Source organism: Micromonospora sp. WMMD737 (genome assembly GCF_049179055.1).
GTDB lineage: Bacteria > Actinomycetota > Actinomycetes > Mycobacteriales > Micromonosporaceae > Micromonospora > Micromonospora reichwaldensis.
Map to the genome: position 1 here is coordinate 87,487 of NZ_JBMHMH010000001.1, position 18,376 is coordinate 105,862.

At 67.8% G+C, this 18,376-nt stretch carries 16 protein-coding genes and 2 pseudogenes; 11 read left to right on the plus strand and 7 right to left on the minus strand.

The window, feature by feature from the left end; all coding sequences use genetic code 11:
* Window positions 1-499 precede the first annotated feature (499 nt).
* The 3 genes from ACN27A_RS00400 to ACN27A_RS00410 form a co-directional block, all read right to left on the minus strand.
* The gene (locus ACN27A_RS00400; protein WP_421448820.1) at window positions 500-1,468 is read right to left on the minus strand and encodes a glycoside hydrolase family 88 protein; all 969 of its coding nucleotides are present in this window, start codon (window positions 1,466-1,468) and stop codon (window positions 500-502) included.
* Window positions 1,469-1,531: 63 nt separating this feature from the next.
* Window positions 1,532-1,969, minus strand: coding sequence for a hypothetical protein (locus ACN27A_RS00405; protein WP_421448822.1), 438 nt, complete (start codon window positions 1,967-1,969; stop codon window positions 1,532-1,534).
* A 188-nt stretch (window positions 1,970-2,157) separates the two neighbouring features.
* Window positions 2,158-2,538, minus strand: a complete 381-nt coding sequence (locus tag ACN27A_RS00410; protein WP_421448823.1) for a hypothetical protein — start codon at window positions 2,536-2,538, stop codon at window positions 2,158-2,160.
* A gap of 181 nt (window positions 2,539-2,719) precedes the next feature.
* On the opposite strand from ACN27A_RS00410, the gene ACN27A_RS00415 reads away from it, so the two are divergent.
* From ACN27A_RS00415 to ACN27A_RS00425, 3 genes are all read left to right on the plus strand, one after another.
* Window positions 2,720-4,648 carry a cellulase family glycosylhydrolase gene (locus tag ACN27A_RS00415; RefSeq protein WP_421458331.1) on the plus strand — a complete coding sequence of 643 codons (1,929 nt, stop codon included), beginning with the start codon at window positions 2,720-2,722 and terminating at the stop codon, window positions 4,646-4,648.
* 298 nt (window positions 4,649-4,946) lie between these two features.
* Window positions 4,947-5,438, plus strand: a complete 492-nt coding sequence (locus tag ACN27A_RS00420; protein ID WP_421448826.1) for a C40 family peptidase — start codon at window positions 4,947-4,949, stop codon at window positions 5,436-5,438.
* Window positions 5,439-5,591: 153 nt separating this feature from the next.
* Entirely contained in the window at window positions 5,592-6,299 is a 708-nt protein-coding gene (locus ACN27A_RS00425) for a TetR/AcrR family transcriptional regulator (RefSeq protein WP_421448827.1), read from the plus strand.
* 483 nt (window positions 6,300-6,782) lie between these two features.
* Here ACN27A_RS00425 and ACN27A_RS00430 read toward each other — a convergent pair.
* Window positions 6,783-6,924 (minus strand): annotated as a pseudogene (locus tag ACN27A_RS00430) (IS5/IS1182 family transposase); the annotation flags it as partial.
* Window positions 6,925-7,342: 418 nt separating this feature from the next.
* Window positions 7,343-7,870 carry a M23 family metallopeptidase gene (locus tag ACN27A_RS00435; RefSeq protein WP_421448830.1) on the minus strand — a complete coding sequence of 176 codons (528 nt, stop codon included), beginning with the start codon at window positions 7,868-7,870 and terminating at the stop codon, window positions 7,343-7,345.
* A gap of 529 nt (window positions 7,871-8,399) precedes the next feature.
* Here ACN27A_RS00435 and ACN27A_RS00440 point away from each other — a divergent pair.
* The 8 genes and pseudogenes from ACN27A_RS00440 to ACN27A_RS00475 all read left to right on the plus strand — a co-directional run bounded on the left by ACN27A_RS00440 (window position 8,400) and on the right by ACN27A_RS00475 (window position 16,528).
* Window positions 8,400-8,825: a nitroreductase/quinone reductase family protein gene (locus ACN27A_RS00440; RefSeq protein WP_421448831.1), complete on the plus strand. Its 426-nt coding sequence runs from the start codon at window positions 8,400-8,402 to the stop codon at window positions 8,823-8,825.
* Entirely contained in the window at window positions 8,825-9,682 is an 858-nt protein-coding gene (locus ACN27A_RS00445; RefSeq protein WP_421448833.1) for an SDR family oxidoreductase, read from the plus strand. The genes ACN27A_RS00440 and ACN27A_RS00445 overlap by 1 nt, the downstream gene beginning before the upstream one ends.
* 43 nt (window positions 9,683-9,725) lie before the next feature.
* Window positions 9,726-10,280, plus strand: a complete 555-nt coding sequence (locus ACN27A_RS00450; RefSeq protein WP_421448836.1) for a TetR/AcrR family transcriptional regulator — start codon at window positions 9,726-9,728, stop codon at window positions 10,278-10,280.
* Window positions 10,281-10,840: 560 nt separating this feature from the next.
* Complete coding sequence (locus ACN27A_RS00455; protein ID WP_421448838.1) at window positions 10,841-12,994, plus strand: glycogen debranching N-terminal domain-containing protein; 2,154 nt, start codon at window positions 10,841-10,843, stop codon at window positions 12,992-12,994.
* Between the two features lie 505 nt (window positions 12,995-13,499).
* Window positions 13,500-13,808, plus strand: coding sequence for a hypothetical protein (locus tag ACN27A_RS00460; RefSeq protein WP_421448839.1), 309 nt, complete (start codon window positions 13,500-13,502; stop codon window positions 13,806-13,808).
* Between the two features lie 302 nt (window positions 13,809-14,110).
* Window positions 14,111-14,497 (plus strand): annotated as a pseudogene (locus tag ACN27A_RS00465) (aminotransferase class V-fold PLP-dependent enzyme); the annotation flags it as partial.
* A gap of 6 nt (window positions 14,498-14,503) precedes the next feature.
* Window positions 14,504-15,793, plus strand: coding sequence for an MFS transporter (locus tag ACN27A_RS00470; RefSeq protein ID WP_421448841.1), 1,290 nt, complete (start codon window positions 14,504-14,506; stop codon window positions 15,791-15,793).
* A 363-nt stretch (window positions 15,794-16,156) separates the two neighbouring features.
* Window positions 16,157-16,528 carry an ArsR/SmtB family transcription factor gene (locus tag ACN27A_RS00475; protein ID WP_421448844.1) on the plus strand — a complete coding sequence of 124 codons (372 nt, stop codon included), beginning with the start codon at window positions 16,157-16,159 and terminating at the stop codon, window positions 16,526-16,528.
* Window positions 16,529-16,892: 364 nt separating this feature from the next.
* On the opposite strand, the gene ACN27A_RS00480 is transcribed toward ACN27A_RS00475, so the two are convergent.
* Window positions 16,893-17,819 carry an aminoglycoside phosphotransferase family protein gene (locus ACN27A_RS00480; RefSeq protein ID WP_421448845.1) on the minus strand — a complete coding sequence of 309 codons (927 nt, stop codon included), beginning with the start codon at window positions 17,817-17,819 and terminating at the stop codon, window positions 16,893-16,895.
* Window positions 17,816-18,139 carry a hypothetical protein gene (locus tag ACN27A_RS00485; RefSeq protein ID WP_421448847.1) on the minus strand — a complete coding sequence of 108 codons (324 nt, stop codon included), beginning with the start codon at window positions 18,137-18,139 and terminating at the stop codon, window positions 17,816-17,818. Before ACN27A_RS00485 ends, ACN27A_RS00480 begins: the two co-directional genes overlap by 4 nt.
* Window positions 18,140-18,376 lie beyond the last annotated feature (237 nt).

The window sequence follows — 18,376 nt, forward strand, 5'->3', positions numbered from 1 at the left end:
CCAGACGCGCCAATCAATAGGAGCGTCCAAGGGCTGTCTGGTGATCAGAGTGCATGGTGCCGGAACGATCGATGAGGCCGGGCGGCTGGCCGCGTTGCGGCGTGGGGTCCACTCCTGTTCGGCCACTCGCCGGAATGCGATGTCCGAGTTGGCAGACGCTGTCGTGCGGTGACGCGCCGGTGCGGTGCCTGGTGGAGTTGTCGCTGGTGGGTGAGCACTGGCGCGGTCACGGGTCGCTGTATGTGCGTGAACCGCGGCCGGATCGACATCGCGCGGCTGCGGACCCGCGGTGGCGGCGGTGCCACTGCCGCGGGTCCCGACTGGCGTTCTTGCTAGCCGATCTGGCGGTGCGGGTTCTGGTGCCGAGCGTTCCGGCCGGGTGCTGCGTCGGCCCGCGCCACCACGGCTACCGGGACCACGCCTGTGCCCGCTGCCCGACCCGCTGTCGGCCGAGGACGACCTCCGGCACGTCGGGCAGGCCGCCTGCTGTGCGGGCTGCTCATCCGGGCTGACCGGTACGACGGAGGGCGGCGTGGGCGAGCAGGTGGAACGCCTGTGCCTCGGCGGAAGTGCCTGGGCGGTCGAAGTGCGGCGCGCCGCTGACCGGCCGCACCAGCCCGTACGGGTCGACCTGGCGGTCGGCGGTGGTGAGCAGGTCCCGCGAGGTGTCGGCGTACGACGGCGGCAGCCAGCGGTCGGCCGCGCCGGTCATGGCCGCGTACGCCAGCATCTGCGCGACGTTCGTCTCCACGTGGCTGCTCCGGTCGTCGAGCACGTCGTGGAATAACCCGTCCGGACGCCGATGCCCCAGGCAGGCGTCGAGCACCTGCCGGGCGTGCCCGGCCAACTCCGCGTGCAGGTTGGCCGGCCAGTGCGGCAGCAGCCGCAGTGCGCGGGCGATCCCGGCGACCACCCAGCCGTTGCCGGTGCCCCAGAGCTGCGGCTGCACCAGCACCCCGGTGTCGTCGTCCCAGCGGGCGGCGTAGAGGCCGGCCTCAGGGTCGTACAGCCGGCGGCGGTGCCCGTTTACCTGGGCCGCAGCCTGTTCCGGGTGCCCGCACACGGCGAGCAGCGGCACCACCATGTACACGGTGTCCGCCCACACCTGGCGGTTGCCGAGCAGGTGAAACAGGGTGCCGTCGGTGGCCCGGGGCGCGCGGACCAGCAGCCAGTCGAGTTGCCGCCGCAGCGCCGCCGTCCAGCGAGGGTCAGGGTACCTGCGGGCTGCGTGCCGAACCGCCTCGCCGCAGGCCGCGCCGTTGACCGCGGCCTGCTCGCCGGAGACGTCGCCGAGCCGGCCATCCGGCTGCTGCCGGGTCACCGCGGCGTCGGCGAGCAGCACCACTTCCTCGTCCCAGCCCAGGTCGAGCAGTGCGTGGGCGGCCACGCCCTGCTCCCAGGACTGCCGTTGCATGGTCAGCAGAGCAGTCAGCACCCGGTCCAGCCGGGGGTCGTCCAGTGTGCGCATCCCACCCGTCGTACCCGGATCAGGGCTGGGCACCCGCGGTTCACCCCTGCGGATGATCCGGGCTCACCCCCGGCGGCCCGTCACCTTGGCGGCGGCCCGCTCGACCAGAGCCTGGTCGAGGTGGGTGGCGGCTGCCGCGCTGGCGTCCTGCCGGGTGCGCAACGTCGCGGCTGCCCGGTCCAACTCGCGTAGCCCGGTGTGGACCGCTGCGGGTGCCGGCAGTTGCGCGACGGCCGCGGCGGCGGCCGTCAGCTGCGCCTCGACCTCGGCGCGGTCGCGGTCCACCGCGCCGAGGTCGGCCTCGACCGCCGCCAGCAGCCGCTCGCTTTCGCTGACCCGGGCCGCGCGGCGGGTGGCCCGGGCGGTCACGCCGAAGAACTTGCAGGAGGTCTTGGCGTACCGGCCGACGGCGGTGCCCCGGGCGTACCGGCCGCCCACGCCGATGGTGACCGGCGAGGCGTCGGGAGCGGTCACGTCGGCCAGCGCCACCGAGGTGAGCACCTCGTGATCCGCCCGGCGGGCACGTCGTCCTGTTCCTCGGGAGCCAGCACGTTGGCGAGGACGGCCGCGGCCGGCCGCCGGTGCGGCGGGGGTGGCAGTAGGTACTCGTCCAAATCGGCGCCGGTCAGCGCGGTCGCCGCGGTGTCGGGGGCGTCGGCGGCTGCCCGTGCGTGCGTGCGCAGGCAGGTCTAGTAGACCGTCAGGAAGGCGGCCGTGGCGCCGTCCGTCGCCACCAGCCCTTCGAGGGTACGGGCGACCGTCTCCATGTCGTCGAGCGAGCGGGCGGCCTCCACCAGCAGATGGTTCTCGACCGGGCGTAGCCCCCGTTGCAGCGTGCGGGTCAGCTCGACCGGGTTCAGGTCCTTGGCAAGCTGCGGCTTGCGCAGGGCCAGTACCAGGTCCGGTAGCTGCTCGTAGCGGGCCGGGCCGAGTCCGAGCAGCCGGGCGTCGACGAGCTGCGGGTACTCCTCCGCCGAATCCTGCACTGCCTCGGCCCCCAGCCGGTCGATCAGATCGCGGCGGGTCAGTGGCCGGTCGTCGGCGTCCAGCAGGGAGAAGTGAACCGCCACCCGGCCGTCGACCGGCGCCCAGATGCCGATGCGGACGAGCGTCTTCCGGTGGAAACATATTGGTAATAAGCTATGGGAGCGCTTCCATGCATCGAGATGGATGCATGTCGTGCGCGTTGCCGATCGATTCCTGGAGGCGTAAGTGTTTTCAAAACGTAAAGCCCGCCTCGCTGCGGCTGCCCTGCTTGTCCTCGCCGTCGGGGCGGGCCCCGGTGTCGCCGCCCCGGCCGGGGCCACCCCCACTGTCGCGCCGGTGGCGGTTCCCACTGCAGACTGGTTGCGCACGGAGGGCAACAAGATCGTCGACGAGGCCGGCAATCAGGTCTGGCTGACGGGGACCAACTGGTTCGGGTTCAACGCCTCGGAACGGGTGTTCCACGGCCTGTGGTCCGGCAACATCACGCAGATCACCAAGTCGATGGCCGACCGGGGCATCAACATCGTCCGAGTGCCCGTCTCCACCCAACTGCTGCTGGAGTGGAAGGCCGGAACGTTCGGCCCCGTCAACGTCAACACCTACGCCAACCCGGAGCTGGCCGGCAAGAACGGCCTGCAGGTCTTCGACTACTGGCTCCAGCTCTGCGAGCAGTACGGCCTCAAGGTCATGTTGGACGTGCACAGCGCGGAGGCCGACAACTCAGGGCACATACATCCGATGTGGTACAAGGGCTCGATCACCACCGAGCACTTCTACCAGGCGTGGGAGTGGGTCACCGCGCGCTACCTCACCAACGACACCATTGTCGCGATGGACCTCAAGAACGAACCGCACGGCACGCCGAACCAGCCGCCGCGCGCGAAATGGGATAACTCAACCGACCAGGACAACTGGAAGCACGTCGCGGAAACCGCCGCACGGCGGATCCTGGCGATCAATCCCAACCTGCTGATCCTGGTCGAGGGAATCGAGGTCTACCCCCGTGAGGGGGAAACCTGGAACTCGCCGAACACCGACCCTGACCTCTCGCCGAACTACTACTACAACTGGTGGGGCGGCAACCTGCGCGGCGTACGCACTTTGCCTGTCAATCTGGGCGCCCACCAGGACCAACTGGTGTACTCGCCGCACGACTACGGTCCGCTAGTCTTCGAGCAGCCCTGGTTCCAGAAGGAGTTCGACAAGACCTCACTGACCAACGACGTGTGGCGGCCCAACTGGCTCTTCATCCACGAGAACGACACCGCGCCGTTGCTGATCGGCGAGTGGGGCGGCCGCCTCGGCCAGGACGCCCGGCAGGACAAGTGGATGACCGCGCTGCGTGACCTGATCGTCGAGCAGGGGCTGCACCAGACGTTCTGGGTGCTCAACCCCAACTCCGGCGACACCGGCGGGTTGCTGCTCGACGACTGGAAGACCTGGGACGAGCAGAAGTACGCCCTACTCAAGCCGGCACTGTGGCAACACGGCAACAAGTTCGTCGGGCTGGACCACGCGGTCCGGCTGGGCGGCGCCGGCAGCACCACCGGCATCAGCCTGGTCGAACGCTACGCCAACGGTGGCGGCGACGACACCGTCGCGCCGACCGCTCCGGGACAACCCAGCGTCAGCGGCATCACCGCCACCGGCGCCTCGCTGACCTGGGCCGCCGCGTCCGACAACGTCGGCGTCACCTCATACGACGTGCTTCGCGCGACCGGCACCGGCGCGGCGACCGTGGTGGGCACCGTCACCGGCACCAGCCACACCGCCACCGGACTGTCCGCGAACACCAGTTACACGTTCAGCGTCCGGGCCCGGGACGCCGCCGGCAACACCTCGGCTCTCTCGCCGGGACGCACATTCACCACACTCAACGGCGGTGGCGGCGACGCCGGCTGCACGGCAACCTACCGGGTGACCACCTCCTGGTCGGGCGGCTACCAGGCCGAGGTGGCCGTGAAGAATACTGGCACCAGCGCCACCAGCGGCTGGACGGTCACCTGGACCGCGCCGAGCGGCACCTCGATCGGCTCGCTCTGGAGCGGCCGGCACACCGTCTCCGGCCCGATCGTGACCGTACGCAACGAGGCGTGGAACGGCGCCCTGCCCCCGAACGGCACGACCGCCTTCGGCTTCACCGCCAACGGCCCCAACACCGTGCCCGGCGACATCTCCTGCGCCGCGTCCTGACCACTTTCCGGCATGCGTGCCGGTGACGCGCCGGCCGGTCACTCCGGGCAACGGGTGACCGGCCGGCATCGTGCTTTCCCCGACCGGGCAATTCATCGCAAACCAGCGCCGACGAGGCCGAACCTTAGTCAACTAAGCCTCAGTCTCCAGTCCCGGCAGCGTAGACAGCGGGCTTGACCGCAGCCCGGATGGGAGCTTGACTCCGGTCGATTGTTGTTCTTTGCTGTCTCGTACGACAATCATCTCCCTGGATGAACAGAGGCAGGAGCGACAGGCGATGAAGAGACAACTTGGAGCCGTGGCGACCACGGTGATCACCATGCTCGGGCTCGGGCTGACCGCCACCCCGGCCCACGGGGCGTCCGGCGTACGGGCGGCGGTCGTGAACGCGGCCAAGGCTTACCTGGGAACGCCCTACCGGTTGGCGTACGGCTGGACCTGCGGCGTTCAGGCGGTCGACTGCGAGTGCCTGAACCGGCACGCGATCTGGGACGGCACCAAGGCCGCGACCGGGCGGGGCCTGCAGTTGAACTACTGGCTGCAAGGCCAGATCAACCAAGGCCGCCGGGTCAGCACCCCCCGCCCGGGCGACCTCGTTTTCTGGGACACAAACCCAAACGACGGCATTCGCTACGGCGGCGACCTCGACCACACCGGCGTCTACATCGGCAACAACCGGGTTATCGACGCGAATGCCTACTACGGCTATGTCAAGAACGACAGCGTCACCCTCGGCGGCACCGAACCTAACCCCCTGTTCATCGACGTGCTCACCCCCAACGGATACTGACTGCGGCCGCACAACTGACCTGCTCGGCGCCGCGAGCCATCGCGACCGGCGTCGAGCTGTCCGCACTGCGAGCACCGCCAGACGGCAGTGGACGCCAGGGCCGCGATCCGCACCACCCCATCGAGGACACGCGCCACCCGTAGGAGGCGATGTATGGCCAGACCACGGCGACAGGACGCCCAACGCGCCCACCTCATGGCCGCCGCCCAGCAGGCCATCAAGAACCGCGGCCTAGCCAACGTCCGGGTCCGCGACATCGCCGACGCCGCGAACACCTCACCCGGCACGGTGACCTACTACTGGCGCGACGTGCGCGACCTCTTTCAGGACGTGTACGAACACGCCATCGAGCGGTTCTACCAACGCCGGCAGCAGGCCACCAACAGTCTGCGTGAGCCGGTCGGCCGGCTACTGGCGATGATCGGGTCCGGACTTCCCACCGATCATGACGACGGCCTCTGCTGTCTGCTGTACGAGTTCTCCCCGCAGGCCCGACTACGCGCGGGCGACGCGCACATGAGGCGAGCCCTCTTCGACCAGCAAGTCGACCTCTACGAACAGATTCTCAACGACGGTGTCGCTTGCGGCGTGTTCACCATTCGCGGCCCCATTCGGCACGTCGCCTGCAACCTCGTCGCGCTCGAGGACGCTTACGGGTATCACATCGTCACCAGTACCTCCATCGACCGGGCCAACGCCCTCACGCTGATCGTCAACTACGCCGAGACGGCCACCGGCACGGATCTCACCGCAGTGCAGGCGGCCCTACCCTCGGACGATCGTCCACCGCCGTCGCCGCAACATCACGACGCCGACCTGAGCCACGTCAACAAAACGAAGTCCGTCCCCCGCCCCGCCTGACACACAATCGCATCGGACGCCGCTGCCCAGCCCCGTGTGCAGGCCGCGCACCCAGCTCACACAGCCCGTTCCGCCGCCTCCGGATCCGCTGGGAGATCCGCGACGACAACAGCCGACAGGTGGCGCGTGCCACCGGCGGCAGTCCGTCATCCGCTCGCCGGTCTCGCCCGAGACCGCCGTCCACGGCACTTGCGCCAATGGCCGTCGCGGTTTGCTGGCCTGTCCGGCTGGACACGACAAGTCGGCAGCGGCACCGCTCGGTGGGAGTGCGCGGTGGCCGGCTGCCGATCGTGCGGGGCGTCCCGGCTGAGCAGGACAAGGCTTACTTCCTCGTGCTTCGTTCCGGATGGTGAGGGGTAAACCGATGTGTACGGTTGCCTGCGCTTCGACTCACAACATCGTCCTGCCGGACATGGGAGCTTCATCGGCAATGTCTCAAGAGCCGATCCGGACGAAAGGCCCGCCAACGTGGTGCGGCCGGAGTTACAGGACGAGGATCGCCTGCACGATCGCGGTGGCTCGGCGTGGGCAGCAGCGCAGCTTGACCAGGATCCTCCAGGTTTGAGTGTGGCAATCGCTCGCTACCGCGGGCGCGGATCTTCGCGTTGGTGCGGTTCACGGCTCTCTACCTGCGTAACAGCCTCGGCCGGAAGCGGCGAGGTGGTGGGAGTCCGGCTGGACAACGAGATCGTGGACGGTAAGACAGCACAGGCGAGGCTCCCAAATTGGCCGTGTGGTCTTGTCGACTCATGTCATATCCGATCCTCATCTTCATCGATCCCACCGGGCCGCCAACACCGCTCCTGGACTGTAAGACCGGGCTCAGCAGTTTGCGTAGGCGGTAAGGGCGAGGTGTTCGGAGTATTCACCGTCGGCCATCGTGGGGTGGTGGTGCTGAAGCCGTTGCCGCTCTTGACCAGCCGGAAGTCGATGCGTCGGCTGTTGAGGATGTCGTACGCTGCGGAGCAGATGGGGCTGCCGCGCTTTTCGATCGAGTTGGCGGGGGAGCGCATCGGGATATCTGGCGGCGATTGGCCTGGCTGTCAGGACGGCAGGCCCAACGCGTCCCACAGGATGAAGGGGTTCATGTCCTCGCAGGGACCGATGGGAGAGGCACCGTGGTTGCCGCGAGCGGCGCGGAAGTGGACATGAGAGTGGTTGAGCCCGTCCGCCCTGGTGCCAATCTTTGCCCATCGGGTGCCCTTGGTGAAGGTGGTGCCGACGCGTAGTTCGGAGCCGTCAAGAAGGTGGCCGAGGGTAAGGCTCATGTTGACGGAGGGGAAGTAGGCCTGGATCCACCGGTTGTAACCGCCGGGGTCGTAACCGCGGCCTACGACACGGCCGGCTCCCCACGCGTAGATGCGGTTACCGGTAGGGGCGCCGACATCGACGCCTTTGTGGCGCTGGTCGCCTCCGCAACCGAACTGGTAGCCCGGGAAGTACTCCTTGTAATTGGAGGTGGTGCGGCCGTCTTCCACCCCCCACCACGTGCCGGCAGGCAGCGGTGCGGCTACAGCGGCTGGGGCGAACAGCAGGATTAGCGTGGCGGCCAAGGCGGCGGCAAGCGTCATACGCCAGCGTGTGGGCATTTTTCCTCCGTCGGCGAGAGTTCGGGACTGCGGGGGAGTAGGGCTAGGGCGAGTTCGTCGTACGGCCCGACAAGGAATATGAAGATAGTTGCACATGAGTCAATGTCCAGGTGTGCGGGCGGTGGGTCGCTCGCGTTACCTGCGATCAGGCGGAGGCAAAAGCGCCAAAAGGTGCTAGTCGGTCATAGCGTGCGGATAATGGTTAAATCGATTGTGGGCTTTCGGTCAGCACCGGTTGTGCTCCTTCGATGGAACCGCTTGCTCTGGCTGTGCGGATGCCATGGGTTACGTGAAGTCGTGGCTGCCGGGAGGCACCGGAGCGGGGCGGCCGCGTCTGCAGGGCACGAGCATGGTCAAGTTCCTTGCGCCTGACCTGCTTGAGCTGGTTGACGCAGGTGGGTCTTCCGCTACGCATCCGTAGCGTTAGTGTGTGGGTATGGCCCCCAACTCACTTCCAGCCGTACAGCGGGTTCGTCCTCCCAAGGCCCCGTACCGGGTTGTCAACAAGGTCATGCGCTGGTTCCTGTCGACGCCACGACGTGCGCAGCGGGTTGGTCGTCACCTGCTTCTGCTGCACGTCCTCGGGCGACGCTCGGGCCGTGAGCTGGTCTTCCCGGTTGCCTACCGTGACGGCGGCGACGGCCGGTTGCTGGTGTTGACCAACTCGCCGTGGCGGGTCAATCTGCGCGACCGACCCGACATTGCTGTGACATTGCTGGGTCGGCGGCTGGCGGCGCGAGCGCAGCTCGTCGAGGACCCGGACCGTGTCGCACAGGTCTACCACTCGCTCATTGAGCAGGCCGGGCACCAGCGTGCGGGCCGGCGAATGGGCATCAAGATCAACGTGCCGCGTACGCCAACGCACGGCGAGTTGACCGAGGCAGTCCGCCGCGACGGGCTGGCTCTGGTCTACCTCGATGTTGAAAGCGGTACCTGATGGCCGCGTCGGTGCTGGTGACCGGGGCTACCGGCAACGTGGGCGGGGCGGTGACCCGGTCACTGCTCGCCGCAGGGATGGCCATAAGGGTCGCCGGGACCGATCCCACCGCCCTCAGGAAACGCTTTCCCGGGGTACCCGCGGTGCGCTTGGACCTGCGCGACCCGCGCACCTTCCACGCGGCGCTGGACAGCGCGAGCGGATTGTTCCTGCTTCGACCGCCGCAGATCGCCCGGGTGGGACCCACCCTGAACGCGCTGGTCAATGCTGCCGCGCACGGCGGCGCCCGGCACGTGGTGTTCGCCTCGGTCATCGGTGCCGAGCACAACCCGATACTGCCCCATCACCGCGTGGAGACGCATCTTCGTGCCTCAGGACTGCCATATACGATCCTGCGGCCAGGTTTCTTCGCACAAAACCTGGCCGACGCGTACCAGCGGGACATCCGCGATGACAACCAGCTCTACCTGCCTGCCGGGCATGGCCGTGTGGCATTCGTCGACACCCGCGACCTAGGCGACGTCGCCGCTGCCGTATTTACCGGCCCTGTCGCGCACCGCGGCGCCGAGTACACCCTGACCGGTCCGGAAGCACTCGACTTCAACGAGGTGGCAGCCCTGCTCACCGAGGCACTCAAACGCCCCATCCACTACCAGCCCGCCAGCGTCAGCGGTTATCTGCGGCACCTCCGACGACAGCGGGCGCCCCTAGCGCAGGCAATCGTTCAGACGATCCTGCACACCGGCCTCCGACGAGGGCAGGCGGAACAGGTGGACCCCACGCTGCCGCACCTACTCGGACGACCGCCGCGGACCCTGCGGCAGTATGTGGCTGACCACCAGCACCATTGGCAGTAGGCCACAGACAACAGACGCGGGGAGGTGACGGGTGAGTCCACCGATGAACCCACGCGTGCTACGCACCCGCGCCACGGTGCTCACCACTGTTCTCCATCTACTCGCCGAGCGCGGTATCGCGGGGACCACGATCGAGGCCGTCGCAGAACGATCCGGAGTGGCGAAGACGACGATCTACCGGCACTGGGACGACCAGGCCGCACTCGTGCTCGACGCCTTCGACAATGTGCGGCGCACACCCGACGATCCAGACACCGGAACGTTGTGCGGCGATCTCGTCGAGCTAGTCACCGGGCTCGCGGTAGCGCTGTCCCATGGTCCGGCCGCCGGACTGTGGTTCGCTCTGATCGACGCCGCCGAGCGCGACGCGCAACTCGCCGCGTTGCACCATCGGGAGGCCGACGCACGCCACGCCGTCATCCTGCAGGCCATCGAGCGTGGCATCAACCGAGGAGAACTTCCCGCCGACACGAGCCCCATCGAGGTACTCGACCTTCTCGCCGGACCGATCTTCTACCGTCGCGCCGCCGGCGGCAGCGTCGACAGGCGGTACGCCGAGCACATTGTGACTCGGGTATTGATGGCCTATAGGCGGTAGGTCCGAAGTGGCGGACCTGAACCAGCCATAGCTCAACTCCAGCCCTGGCCGCGCCTGCAGAAAGTTTGAGGGTGTCCAAGCCTCGCGAGTGAGCGGTGCCGACTTCCGCGGGGTGACCCGGGTAGTCGGCGACGGTTTGTCTCACAGTAGGCTCGCGATCAACGGGACCGCCGGTAACTTGCCCGGTCTGCCGAATCGGTGCGATAAGGCTCTCGCAACGCCTCCGTCCACACGTTCGACGATAATTAGTGCGGATCTGCGCGAGTCTACGGTTAGTGACTGCTCCGGGTGGCGTCCACCGCCCTAAACACCTGGACCACCCTCACGGCTGGTCTCGACGTGCTCGTCTTCGCGTCGCGGCTACCCGGCGCATCGGCCGGCTGCCTCTCGTCGGTACGCCGGGCCTGGCCACCGTGTCTTTTCCGGCCGCCCGGAAGGCGATCGATCAGATGCGGGCGGCTACGCCGACCACTTCGTGGCCTCGCTCATGCGAGTATCCGCGCGTGGTTCACCCAAAGGAGGTGATGCCTCGACGAGACTGCACTCCTACCGTGGGTGACATGGCAGCTGCTGCACGGCCGACACCCGTCGATCCGACGCCGGGTCCACGCACCGCACCGCAGAGCGGCGACCAGCGGGCCATGCCGCCTAATCTCGGACCGGACTCGATCGCGGTGCTGAGCGGTCCTACCTTCATGTACTCCGACCTCGTGGGAGATGTGCCCCCTGGCAGTATCGGCGGCTTGGTGCATCTGGACACGAGGTTGCTGAGCGGCTGGCTGTTGACCATCAATGGTGGGCGCCTACTGGTGCTGCGTTCGCAAACATTGCAGCACTACTCGGCCCAGTTTGTATTGACTAACCCGGAGTTGCCCGGTTTGCCGCCGGACAGTCTTGGTGTGCGGCGGTTGCGGTATATCGGCGACGGTTTCCGCGAGCGGATAGAACTGGTGTCTTTTCGCACCGAGCAGGTACGGGTCGAGGTGCGTCTTGCCGTTGCGGCCGACTTCGCCGACCTCTTTGAGATCAAGTCCGGCGTTCGTGATCGCTCCACCCACATCACACGTCAGCAGGTGACCGGAGGGGAGGCGTTGAGCTTCTCCTATGCCAACGGGGACTTCACGGCCACCACGTCGGTGTGCTCCTCGATCCCGCCGGACCTGATAGAGGGTGATGAGTTGGTCTGGCAGCTCGATTTGAAGCCTCGTCAGATGTGGCAGCTTGATCTGGCTGTGCCGTTGCCGCCGGGCTTGGGCGTGGTGGAACCGGTGCGAGGTGACATTGCGGAGGTTATCCACGGTCGGGTAGACGATCCGCTGCGCCGTTGGGTGGAGGGCCGGGCTTTGGTGCGCAGCGACAGTCTGGTGCTGGAACGTGTCCTCGCTCAAACCCGGCGGGATCTCGGAGCGCTGCGGTTGGACATGGAGATAAAAGGGCAACGCGTCCTGCTGCCCGGCGCTGGGCTTCCCTGGTTTCTCACCGTCTTCGGCAGGGACACGCTGATCACCGCCTACCAGACCTTGGTCGCTGGTCCGATGCTGGCGCGCGGCGCGGTGCTTACCCTCGCCCGGTTGCAGGGCACTCGATGCGACGACTTCACCGACGAGGAGCCGGGGAAGATCCTGCACGAGTTCCGCAGCGGCGAGCTGACCCGGACCGGCGTCAAGCCCTACAACCCAAATTACGGCACGGCCGATGCCACCCAGCTGTGGCTGATTCTGCTATCGGAATACTGGAGGTGGACCCGCGACGACAACACGGTGCGCTACTTGCGCGACAACGTTCTGTCCGCGTTGCGGTGGATCGACAACTACGGCGACCGTGACGGCGACGGTTACGTCGAGTACGCGACCCGGTCGCCGGAAGGATTGGGCAACCAGTGTTGGCGAGACTCTCCGGATGGAGTGTGCTTTTCCGACGGAAGGATCCCGGTTCTGCCGATCGCCACTTGCGATCTGCAGGGCTACACCTACGACGCCAAGCTGCGCATGGCGGAACTGGCGGACGGACCGTTGGATGACCCGGCGCTCGCCCAGCGGCTACGCGCTGATGCCACCGCCCTGTTCGAGCGGTTCAACCGCGACTACTGGATCGAAGAGCGCGGCGGCTACTACGCAATCGGCCTCGACGGCGACAAGAACCGAATCGACTCGAAAACCTCGAACATGGGTCACCTGCTGTGGAGCGGCATCGTTCCGCCTGACCGTGCCGAGCAGGTGGTGCGGCAGTTGATGTCGCCGGATATGTTCTCCGGGTGGGGGATCCGCACGATATCGCGGGAAGAGCGACGCTACAACGCTCTGGGCTATCATTTGGGCACTGTCTGGCCGCACGACAACTCACTCGCCGCGCTCGGCATGGTCCGATACGGGTATCGTGCCGAAGCGAATCGAATAAGCCTCGCCATGTTCGAAGCGGCAGAACAGTTCGGATATCGGCTTCCGGAGGCCATGAGCGGATACGCCCGGGACCTCATGATGTTTGCCGTGCCTTATCCGACGGCATGCAGTCCGCAGGCGTGGGCGACGGGGGCCCCGCTGGCTCTGATCCGAGCGATGCTGAACCTCAACCCCGCCGATGATTGTCTGACCCTCGATCCGGATGTGCCGAAGGAATTCGGACAGGTAACTGCGGAACGCGTCCGGGCTTTCGGGCGTCGTTGGACGATCGAGGCTGCTGGCCGCAGCGGAAACGTCCGACTAGAGGAGCACTGATCGGGTGATTGCTCGTCAGCAGCCCTTCACGCGGACGGTGGAGGCGAACTTGCCAGCGTCGGTGGTGTGCCAGAGGTCAGCCCGGTGGCCGAACCCAGGGTCAGCCTCGGCGGCAGCGTGCCCGCATGTTCGGGTCGGCCCTTTCGCCGTTCTGGGGACCAAGATCAGTCAAGTTGGAGCGTGCGTAGCGCTGCCTGACCGCCGGTCAGGCCTCCAACGATCGGTCCCTGCCTGCCGAATTGTTCTCTCGACGTAACAAGGCGGCCCGCAAGCGGGCCGCGCCGGGCACGCTCGGCCTGCTGGCGGCGCAAGCGCCGGCTTCGGCCGGCGCGCCGGCCGATTGCAGACTGCGCCAAGGACCGGAACCGATGCCTCCGGCGGGGATCTTCGACAGAGATGGGCTTGAAGCGCAGGAGCAGCGCCTTGCCCCACACCAGCCACCAGCGGTCATGATCTTTTCAGGACAAGAGCACATATGATCGGTGGCCCGCGTCAAGGAGGTCAGATGGAGACATGGCGCTTCGTGGCCACTGTCACGATGATTTTGACCATGGGCCTCATCGGTGTCGCCCTAGCGACCAACTTTCGAGGCGTGACTGAGTGGCACATGCGCCGGTCGATGGCGACCGCGAGTGTGCTACGGCGAGTTCCGCCGTGGCGCTGGCTTCCGGATGACCGGTACGACGAGCGCCTGGCGCGTTTCGCTCTGCTGGAGCGGGCAATTGGCGTGATCTTCGCTGCGGCCAGCGTCATGTTCTTGATCGTTCTCGTTCACGGGCTCCTGTCCGGCGAGCCGATGCCGTCGAGCAAATGAGGAAGGCGACGGTCAACAGCGGTCACTTCCTGGACGTGCCGGACAGTAGGGCGGCGCAGGTCAAGCCGGCCATCGCCGAGCGACTTTAGCCCGTGTCCACACTTCCTACACCGCGCGCCCGTGCAGCCAGCCGTACAGCCAAGACCACCCGCTGAAGGCGACGCCACCCGACAACGGCAGACGAGCTGACCAGGGAAGCAGCTACCTGACCCCTCTCCCGCGCCCGCTGGACCGGACCGGACACCTACCGACCGGTCGACACCGCCGCGCGCTTCGCGGACTGGGAGTTCCCCTACGCCGCCGTCATCGGCAGCGCCGCCGCCACCCGCTATGCCCTCGCGGTCGGCATCGAGCCGATCTCCCGGTGCACGCCCGAGCTGGCCACCCGGTTGCGCGAGCAGCTGGCCCAGATCCCCGGCGTACGCGTGCTCGACCGCGGCCCACGCCCCGCCGCACTGGTCACCTTCGACGTCGCCGGATGGTCACCACAACCGTTCAAACAGGCCATGGACCATCGCCGGATCAACTCGGCGCTCAGTTACCGGGAGTTCGCCCAGTTCGACTTCGCCGACAAGGACGTCACCTGGGCCATGCGCCTATCACCGCACTACTACAACACCGAGGACGAGGTGGATGCGGTCGCCGGCGCGGTCGCGGAACTCGCCGCCAGTCCTTCGGCCGGCAGGTAGGGTGAGATGTCAACCGTGGACACCACCAGCCAGGCTCCAGCCGCCACCCCGTCGGGAAACCTGTGGCACAACCGCGACTTCCTTACGTTCTGGATCGGCGAGACCCTGTCGCTACTCGGCACGCAGGTCACCAACCTCGCCCTACCCCTGATGGCGATCCACGCCTTCAGCGCGACCGATGAGCAGGTCGGTATCCTGCGCTTCCTCCAGCTGGCCCCGTACATCGGCCTGGCATTGGTGTTCGGAGTCTGGGTTGACCGCGCCCGCCGACGCAACGTGATGCTCGCCGCCAACCTGACCCGGATGGCGCTGCTCGCGATGGTGCCGATCCTCTACTCGGCACACGCATTGAACATGGCAGCACTGCTGGTCATCGCGAGTGCGATCGGCGTCGCCTCTGTGCTCTTCGACGTGAGCTGGATGTCCTATGTGCCCACTCTCGTCCGCGATCCCGAACACTACGTCGAGGCCAGCGCCAAGATGGGCGTCAGCTCGTCCGCAACGGACGTGGTCGGGCCCGGCCTCGCCGGTGTCCTGATCGGCATCCTGACCGCACCCATGGCACTGATCGCCAACGCCTGCTCCTTCCTGGTCTCGGTCGTGTCGCTCCTGCTGATCCGCACCCCCGAGCCCCGACCGACGCGGGCGGCGCAGGACCGCCACCTCGGAACCGAGTTACGCGATGGTCTGCGGTGGGTGCTGCACGACCGCATCCTGCGGTGGCTGGCGGTCATCGGGTTCTGCTGCAACTTTTCGATGATCACTGTCTGGACGATGTTCCTGCTGCACGGCACACGGGACCTGCACCTGAGCTCGACCACACTCGGCGGCATCTTCGCGACGGCATCGGTCGGAGGCCTGCTCGGGGCGGTCATCTCCCGGAAGGTGATAGTCCGGTTCCCCATCGGCCGGGTCTACCTCATCGCCCAGGCCGCCCTGCTGCTGGGCGCGGCGATGATCGTCGCGGCCGCCGGTCCCCGTCCAGTGATGACGGCGATGTTCACCCTGTCCTTCTTCACCACCTACCTGGGACTCGGCGTGGCCGGCGTCATCATCGTCAGTCTTCGCCAGGCACTCACTCCGCAGCCGATGATGGGTCGGATGACCGCAGTCTTCCGAACCCTGCTGTTCGGCGGCGGAGCGCTCGGCGGACTCACCGCAGGCCTACTCGCCGGGACCATCGGCGCCCGACCCGCGTTGGCAGCCGCGGCCACCGCCTCGGCAGCGGTGGTGATCGCGCTCGCCGCCTCACCGGTCAGCCGGCTGCGCGTCCTCCCCACGGCTGCGGCGCGGTAGCACGACGTTCTGTGCCTGGTGGGCGCCGACGGCCGCGGCAGGCGACGCCCACCAGACAGGCAATCCGTTCTCGCCTCATCCATCTTGCCCTCGGCCATCGAGGCGAAGAACGCGAATGGAATCCGGCCGGGGCCTGTGTGGGCTCGGCGGGCTCGGGCTGTTCGTCGCCAGATCGACCAGTGCAGGGTGTGCACTGGTGGGAGCGTCACGGCGAGAACGAAGGAGTTGAGGAGCCGGCGGATCTCGGCGAGGGTCAACGCGATGATCTCCGGGCCGGCGTCGGGCGGCAGAAGGGGGCCCGCACGCGAACTCACGGTGATCCTGCCCTCGTTCACCAGCCGATCGGCAGTGTCAGCTGCAACGATGCATGACGTGGGAACTGTGAAGAGTGCGACGCCTTCCATCTCGCCCCTCGCTGGCGAGCCGATCGACCGCGCCGATGCCGAACGGCTCGCGGGAGTGCTGAAGGCGTTCGCCGATCCGGCCCGGCTGCGACTGCTCAGCCTGATCCAGTCGGCCCCGCAGGGGGAGGCATCCGTCAGTGACCTCACCGCGCCCCTCGGGCTCTCCCAGCCGACCGTCAGCCACCACCTGCGGATCCTCACCGAGGCTGGCCTGCTCGAGCGTGACAAGCGCGGCGTCTGGGCCTACTACCGCCTCGTACCGTCCGCCATCGCCACGATCGCCGACCTGCTGACCCCACCTCGCAAGCGAGCAACGAAGAAGACCCGCTGACCGACGCCATCGGCGATCGCCGCCGACGCCTCACGACCCGGCCGTGCGAGAGCCGGAACGCGGAGGTTGAGCGTCCCCACCGTGCGTAGCTCGGGCCTGAGCAGTGGACTCTACGTTCAGGCATGGCCCGTCGCGGCGGTGCAGGGCGGATCTTAGAGGCCGCGTGTACCTATTCTCGCCAGGTGGACGGTGTAGCGGGGGACTGTCGTGGCGCAGCTGGACTTCACCGAGCACGGGCGCACGCTCAATCAGGCGCTCTGGCCGCTCGGTGCCTGGGGGAGCGAGCGGATCCGTCGCGAGGCCGCCGAGGTGGTCGACGTGGCTTCTTCCAAGACCGGGTGGCCCTGCGCCGATCGAGGGGGTCCTATCCGGGACGTCCCAGCAGTGCCGTGGCCAAGGCGACCTGCGCCGGATCGAGCGTCGCCCTGCCGTCCTCGACGTCCCACAAGGCGTTCTGCAGGACGCGGCCGAGGGTCCAGCCGGCCGCGCGTCGGCGGTCCAGGCCGAGGACCTCGGTGAGCTGATCGAAGCGACGGAGTACGGCACGTGTCACGTCGCCGGACGCGACCACCGTGTCCCAGCGGCCGTCGAGGGCCGGCCACAGGTCGAAACCGGGGTCACCGGCGAGCGGCTCCGGGTCGATGGCCAGCCAGGGTTCCCGCTCCCCGGCGAGGACGTTGTCGTGGTGCAGGTCCCAGTGCAGCAGCCGGTCGCCCGGTTCACCGATCAATTCGGCCACGGCGGACGCGCACGAGCGCACCAGCTGCTGTTCGGCGGGGTCGCGCAGGGCCGCTACGGCCTGTGGGGCCTGGTCGAGCATGGCGGCGGCGATGTCGGACAGGTGCCGCAGCCCCTCGGGGGCGGGTGCCGAGGTGAGACGGGCCAACAGCTCCGCCAGGACCTGGGTGGCCGTCTGGTCGTCGTCGATCGTGGACAGCGGGCGGGTGGCGTCCAGTCGTTCCAGCAACTGGGTGCCGCTCTCCTCGTCGTAGTCGAGCAGGCGTACCGCGCCGTTGCCCTTCCAAGCCCGCAGGCCGATGACGGCCCCGGCGGTCTCCTCCCGCGGTTGCTGGAACTTGAGGACGGCGGGTGTGCCGTTGGCCTGGGCTACGGGCAGGACCAGCGAGGCCATGCCGTGCGCGGCCGGCCCGTCGAGCCGCAGCCGCCAGCGGCCCAGAACGTCGCCGCCCAGCCGAGGCAGCTCGGCGGTCCACGCCTGCGCTGAGCTGCCGTTTGCGCCGTACGCTATGGCGAACGCCTCCGGAACCTCAATGCGACTCGGCGTGCTCATGGGCGCGGGCCGGCGCCCTGCAGCAGGGCGCCGATGATGGGGGCGGCGAGGGCGTCGGGGCCGGCGTCGTCCGCGTTGCTGCGCAGAGACTCGCCGAGAGGCGCGTAGTAGACCCGGCGCACCCGGTCGAGGTCGGCGGCCTCGTCGATGAGCTTGTTGTCCTGGGCCCGTTTCAGCACGGTGATGCGGTGGCGGTCGATGCCCTCATGGAGAACAGCAGCCTCGCTGTCCGGGCCGGTCGGCAGTTCCAGGGCGAACGCCGAGGCGCTCTTGACCTGGAGCACGTTGGCGGTGCGGCCAGAACGTGCGCAGCTGGGCATCCACACTGCCCCGACTGTACAGAAGCTGGGACAGCCATCGGTCTTCTGCTCCCCGCGCACGCGGCGGTGATCCGCTTCCCACCTGGCATTGTTGCTGGCACGGATGGGGGTCTCGCCGGCTGACCTCGTCGACGCGGCCTCGGGCCGTCCACCCGCACCGACGTTCGCCGAGGACACGCCCGTGGTAGCGGCGGCGGTCAGCGATGGTACGCGGAGGGCGTACGGCGTACTGGAAGG